Genomic DNA, 3,786 nt, shown 5'->3' on the forward strand with positions numbered 1-3,786 from the left:
ACCTGACAGGTGTGACGGTCGCGTCGCTCACTGGCCCGGCAGCTCGCCTGCGGCGGCGACCGCCAGCAGCTCACCCCGGCCGATCTGGCTGACCAGGCTGGCGGAGTCGAAGTATATGCGCTCGTTGGTGATTCGATCGTCGTCGAAGAAGAACACCGCGATGATCGGCACCCGGAACGCCTTGCCGGTGGGTGGCAGACCGTAGAACTCACCGAGATTGGTTCCCAGCAGGTCGAATTCGGTGATCACCGCGTCGTCGCTGAAGTGGTATCGAACGTTGTCGTGGCGCTGGTCGGGGAAGGCCGTCCGGGTGGTCAGGTAGTAACCCATTACCTGGTCGTCGCCGTCGAAGACCTGGCCGGTGGCCATGATCTCGTAGCGCGGGTGCCCGTTGAAGGTGGCCAGGGTGCGGTCGAATTCCTTGGTCACCTCGGTGCTCATGTGCTCTTCGACGGTGGCCAGCCGGCGTTGCCGGAGTTCGTCGCTGATCATGTCGCCTCGTCGTTGACCTTGGTCATCGCGAGCACGTCGAGGCGACGGTCGAGTTCCTCTTCGGAGAGTTTGTCGCCGATCAGTCCGCGATCGATCACCGTCTGGCGGATTGTCTTGCGTTCCTTGAGGGCTTGCTTGGCCACTGCAGCGGCCTCCTCATAGCCGATCGCCGAATTCAGCGGTGTCACGATTGACGGCGACGACTCGGCCAGCTCGCGCAAGTGCTCGACGCGGGCAGTCAGTCCGGTGATGCAACGCTCCGCGAACAGCGTCGACACGTTGGTCAGCAGCTTGAACGACTCCAATAGGTTGCGCGCCATCATCGGGATATAGACGTTGAGCTCGAACGCGCCGCCCGCGCCACCCCACGCGATTGCCGCGTCGTTACCGACCACCTGAGCGGCGACCTGCGTAACGGCCTCGCACAGAACAGGATTGACCTTGCCCGGCATGATGGAGCTGCCCGGCTGCAGATCCGGCAGATGAATTTCGGCCAGACCGGTCAACGGGCCCGACCCCATCCAGCGGACATCGTTGGCGATCTTGGTCAACGACACCGCAATGGTGCGTAGCGCACCGGACGCCTCCACCAGCCCGTCGCGAGCCGCTTGAGCTTCGAAAGCATTGACCGCCGTGCGTAATTCGGTCAACCCGGTCTCTGCCACCAGCACCTCGACCACCTTGGCGCCAAAGCCGTCGGGTGCATTGAGGCCGGTGCCCACCGCGGTGCCGCCGATTGCCAGCTCGCCCAGCCGGGGCAGTGTGGCGCGCACTCGTTCTATACCGGCCTCGATCTGACGGGCGTATCCGGAGAACTCCTGACCGAGTGTGACCGGGACGGCATCCATCAGATGCGTGCGGCCCGATTTCACCACCGTGCGCCACTCACGCGCCTTGGCCGCCAACGCGTCGTGCAGCACCTGCAACGCCGGGATAAGTTGGCGCACAGCGGCTTCGGTGGCCGCGATGTGGGTGGCGGTCGGGAAGGTGTCGTTGGACGACTGCGACATGTTGACGTCGTCGTTGGGATGCACGGCCACACCGTTGGCGGCCGCGATCGACGCGATCACCTCGTTGGTGTTCATGTTGGAACTGGTGCCCGATCCGGTTTGGAAGACGTCGATGGGGAACTGGTCGTCGTGGCGCCCGTCGGCGATCTCGGCGGCGGCGGCGATGATCGCATCGGCCTTGTCCGGTGCCAGTAGTCCGAGATTCTTGTTGACTTGCGCGCAAGCCCCTTTCAGCAGACCCAGCGCCCTGATCTGAGTGCGCTCCAGTCCGCGGCCGGAGATCGGGAAGTTCTCCACCGCACGCTGAGTCTGCGCACGCCACAATGCTTTTGCCGGCACCCGGACTTCGCCCATGGTGTCGTGTTCGATGCGGTATTCGGTGTCGTTCTCGACGGCGTGAGCGGCCATAGATGAGGTCCTTCTCGTTGCGGGCTCGGGTGGTTACGGCAGGGGGTATGCGGCGTTGCTGTCGCCGGTGAAGTCGATGGCCGAGTATTCGTTGAGCTTGGACAGCCGGTGGTAGGCCTCGATCATCCGTAGGGTGCCGGACTTCGAGCGCATCACGATCGACTGGGTGGTGCACCCACCGGGCTGATAGCGGACTCCCTTGAGCAGGTCGCCGTCGGTGACGCCGGTGGCGCAGAAGAAGACGTTCTCCCCCGACACTAGGTCCTCAGTGGTCAGGACCTGGTCGAGGTCGTAGCCGGCGTCGAGTGCCTTTTGTCGTTCGGCGTCGTCCTTGGGCGCCAGCTGCGCCTGGATCTCGCCGCCCATGCACCGGATCGCCGCCGCGGTGATGATGCCCTCCGGGGTCCCGCCGATCCCGGCGAGCATGTCGGTGCCAGAGCCCGGTCGGCACGCCGAGATCGCGCCGGCCACGTCGCCGTCGGTGATCAATCGGATTCGCGCCCCGGTGGCGCGGACGTCCTCGATCAGCTGCGCGTGCCGCGGCCGGTCCAGGATGCACACCGTCATGTCGGGCACCGACAGGCCCTTGACCTTGGCGACCGCGCGGATGTTGTCGGCGACCGGCGCGGTGATGTCCAGCACGTGAGCGGCGTCAGGGCCGACGGCGATCTTGTTCATGTAGAACACCGACGACGGGTCGAACATCGCGCCGCGATCGGCCACCGCGAGCACCGAGATGGCGTTGGGCATGCCCTTGCTCATCAGCGTCGTGCCGTCGATCGGGTCGACGGCGAAGTCGCAGTCCGGGCCGTCGCCGTTGCCGACCTCCTCGCCGTTGTAGAGCATCGGCGCGTGGTCTTTCTCACCCTCGCCGATCACGACCACGCCGCGCATCGAAACCGAATTCACCAGTTGGCGGATCGCATCGACGGCCGCCCCGTCGCCACCTTCCTTGTCTCCGCGACCCACCCAGCGCCCGGCAGCCATAGCACCGGCTTCGGTGACCCGTACCAGTTCCAGAGCGAGGTTGCGGTCCGGGGCTTCACGTCGACTCGCGCTCATGGTTGCTGATTGTCCCAGAAGCGGGTTGATGCTCGGGAGCTGGGATACTCGTGATGTGACGATGCAGCCGCAGCCGACGGTCAAGCCGGCCAAGCCACGCCTGCTGCAGGACGGCCGGGATATGTTCTGGTCAATCGCGCCTCTGGTGGTGGTCTGCATCGTGCTGGCGGGCGTGGTCGGGATGTGCACCTTTGCCCCTGGCGGGACCAACCGCGGCCCGGTGCCGTCCTACGACGCGGCCGGCGCGCTGCGGGCCGACGCGCAGACGCTGGGGTTCCCGGTCCGGCTGCCGCGGCTGCCGGCAGGCTGGCAGCCCAACTCCGGCAACCGTGGTGGAATGGGAGACGGCCGAACCGACCCGTCGACCGGCCAACGGGTGCGGGCGGTCACCTCCACCGTCGGATACATCAGCCCCACCGGCATGTACCTGAGCCTGAGCCAAAGCAACGCCGACGAGGACAGGCTGGTCGGCTCGATCCACGCTTCGATGTACCCCACCGGAACCGTGGACGTCGACGGCACCCGGTGGATCGTCTACGAAGGCGACGGTGTCGAGCCGGTGTGGACCACCCGGCTGGGCAGTCCGGCCGGTCCGGCTCAGGTCGCGATCACCGGTGCAGGTGGCGTCGATCAGTTTCGTACGCTGGCGGCGGCAACTCAAACTCAGCCGCCACTACCGGCGCACCGCTAGAAGGGACATCCATGATTGCACCAGAAGCCGACCTCACCGGCTGGTCGGCGACACCGTTCACCGGTGGCGGGTACACCCATGACGTCTACCGCAAGGGCGAAGGACCTGGCGTGGTGCTGATCC

4 protein-coding genes and 1 pseudogene are annotated in these 3,786 nt (G+C 66.0%); 2 read left to right on the top strand and 3 right to left on the bottom strand.

The window, feature by feature from the left end; translation table 11 throughout:
* Nucleotides 1-27: 27 nt before the first annotated feature.
* Genes VNW74_RS08820 through glpX form a run of 3 tightly spaced genes read right to left on the bottom strand, consistent with a single transcriptional unit; the run spans nucleotide 28 to nucleotide 2,972 of the window.
* Nucleotides 28-492, bottom strand: coding sequence for an ester cyclase (locus VNW74_RS08820; RefSeq protein ID WP_325676221.1), 465 nt, complete (start codon nucleotides 490-492; stop codon nucleotides 28-30).
* Nucleotides 489-1,910, bottom strand: coding sequence for a class II fumarate hydratase (locus VNW74_RS08825; protein ID WP_325676222.1), 1,422 nt, complete (start codon nucleotides 1,908-1,910; stop codon nucleotides 489-491). Before VNW74_RS08825 ends, VNW74_RS08820 begins: the two co-directional genes overlap by 4 nt.
* 33 nt (nucleotides 1,911-1,943) lie before the next feature.
* The gene (gene glpX, locus VNW74_RS08830; protein ID WP_325676223.1) at nucleotides 1,944-2,972 is read right to left on the bottom strand and encodes a class II fructose-bisphosphatase; all 1,029 of its coding nucleotides are present in this window, start codon (nucleotides 2,970-2,972) and stop codon (nucleotides 1,944-1,946) included.
* Between the two features lie 61 nt (nucleotides 2,973-3,033).
* Here glpX and VNW74_RS08835 point away from each other — a divergent pair, with 61 nt between their 5' ends.
* Together VNW74_RS08835 and VNW74_RS08840 are read left to right on the top strand one after the other, a co-directional pair.
* Nucleotides 3,034-3,663 (top strand): DUF4245 domain-containing protein, encoded by a 630-nt coding sequence (locus VNW74_RS08835; protein ID WP_325676224.1) that lies wholly within the window; start codon nucleotides 3,034-3,036, stop codon nucleotides 3,661-3,663.
* A gap of 11 nt (nucleotides 3,664-3,674) precedes the next feature.
* Nucleotides 3,675-3,786 (top strand): annotated as a pseudogene (locus VNW74_RS08840) (dienelactone hydrolase); the annotation flags it as partial.

Source organism: Mycobacterium sp. (assembly GCF_035570115.1).
Taxonomy (GTDB): domain Bacteria; phylum Actinomycetota; class Actinomycetes; order Mycobacteriales; family Mycobacteriaceae; genus Mycobacterium.